We start from the raw sequence: 1,473 nt of genomic DNA on the forward strand, positions 1-1,473 counted from the left end.
CGGTCGTATCGTGTTGCGACGCGCCGCCAGTCCTTGAGGCGGCCGACCATAATCTCGATGCGGTTACGCCGTTTGTAGCGCCGCTTGTCGTATTTTACCGCCTCCTTGCGAGACTTCCGGCCCGGAATGCAGACTGTTATCCCCTTGTCCTTCAAAGCTTCTCTGAACCAATCGGCATCATAGCCTCCGTCGGCCAGCAACCACCCCGCCTTCGGCAGGCTGTCCAGCAAAGCGGCCGCACCGGTATAATCGCTGACCTGGCCTGCGGACATGAAGAACCCGATCGGGCGTCCGTTGGCATCGGCGACGGCGTGCAGCTTGGTGTTCATGCCCCCTTTGATGCGCCCGATCTGGCGCCCGCGCCCCCTTTTTTACCCCGAGGCTTGATGCCGTGCGGTGTGCCTTGAGGTACTTGCGCAGGCTCACTCGAACGCATGGCGTTCGCCTGCTCACATCGATCATGATTGTCTTGTGCTCGGCGCTCTCGGCAGCCGGGCCGATCATGATCCGGGCGAAGATCCCATTGTCGCTCCAGCGCTTCCATCGGTTGTAAAGCGTCTTGGCGGGGCCGTATTCCTTCGGCGCGTCGCACCACCGCAATCCATTGCGATTGATGAAGATTATGCCGCTGAGGACGCGACCGTCATCGACGCGGGGCTTGCCGTGGCTCTTGGGAAAGAATGGCTTCAGACGCTCCATCTGGGCGTCGCTTAGCCAGTAAAAATTACTCATCATCGGATCTCCTTGCGGAGCCTGAATCATCCTAATTGCGTAAAATCAATGGGTCTGGAGCCTAAGCGCGCAGGGTCGGATCGGCCTCGGCCAGGATGATGTCGCCGGGGGCGGTGGGGGTAGGACTGGAGGCCAGCTGACGGCCCTCGGCCTCCCACAGTCTGTGGCCGCTATCCAGCAGTTTGACGTCCTCGACACCATAGACGTCCAGCACCCACGCGCCCCAAGCCGCGAATCAGTTGTTCGTATCGCCATAGAGGACGACCGTGCTGTCCTCGTTCACGCCGGCCTCGCTCAGTAGGCCTTCCAGATGCTCGCGGCTGGCGATGTCGCTGCGGACCGGGTCCACCAGATTAGTGTGCCAAGCAAGGTTCGTCGCGAAGGGGATGTGGCCGCGTTTGAAGACGCCGGGATTTACGCTGACCTCGATCAGGGCGATCGAGGGGGCGTCGAGCTTGGTCTCCAGCCATTCGTTGGTAACAAGCGGACCGTCGGCCGCCGATGCGGCACCGGCGATCAGAGCGAGGGCGGAAGCGGAGAGGAGGCTCTTGATCATGGGGCGGTCCTTGCTGTTGGGGTGTTACGCAGATGCGTATTGGCGGGTCAGTTCGGTGGCCAAGGTCTGCGCCTGCTCGCGGATATCCGGGATGGCGGTGATTTCCCAGAATGCGGCGCGTGACGCGGGGCCGATGACACGAATGCGGGGTTCGGGGCGGCCTTGGGCGTCAATCAGCGCGCAGT

At 62.1% G+C, this 1,473-nt stretch carries 3 protein-coding genes; all 3 read right to left on the reverse strand.

Annotated elements, in window-relative coordinates; all coding sequences use genetic code 11:
• A protein-coding gene (locus tag DKT70_RS17115; protein ID WP_111560276.1) for an IS5 family transposase occupies nt 1–732 on the reverse strand; the annotation gives its coding sequence in 2 pieces (ribosomal slippage) (nt 1–366 and nt 365–732; 734 coding nt annotated over the 2 pieces). This gene is flagged as partial in the annotation.
• Between the two features lie 61 nt (nt 733–793).
• Nucleotides 794–946 carry a hypothetical protein gene (locus tag DKT70_RS18530; RefSeq protein ID WP_233490651.1) on the reverse strand — a complete coding sequence of 51 codons (153 nt, stop codon included), beginning with the start codon at nt 944–946 and terminating at the stop codon, nt 794–796.
• Between the two features lie 21 nt (nt 947–967).
• On the reverse strand, nt 968–1,288 hold the full coding sequence (locus DKT70_RS18535; protein ID WP_233490652.1) for a rhodanese-like domain-containing protein: 321 nt from the start codon (nt 1,286–1,288) through the stop codon (nt 968–970).
• Nucleotides 1,289–1,473: the final 185 nt, after the last annotated feature.

It is taken from the genome of Paracoccus sediminilitoris, assembly GCF_003259195.1.
Taxonomy (GTDB): domain Bacteria; phylum Pseudomonadota; class Alphaproteobacteria; order Rhodobacterales; family Rhodobacteraceae; genus Paracoccus; species Paracoccus sediminilitoris.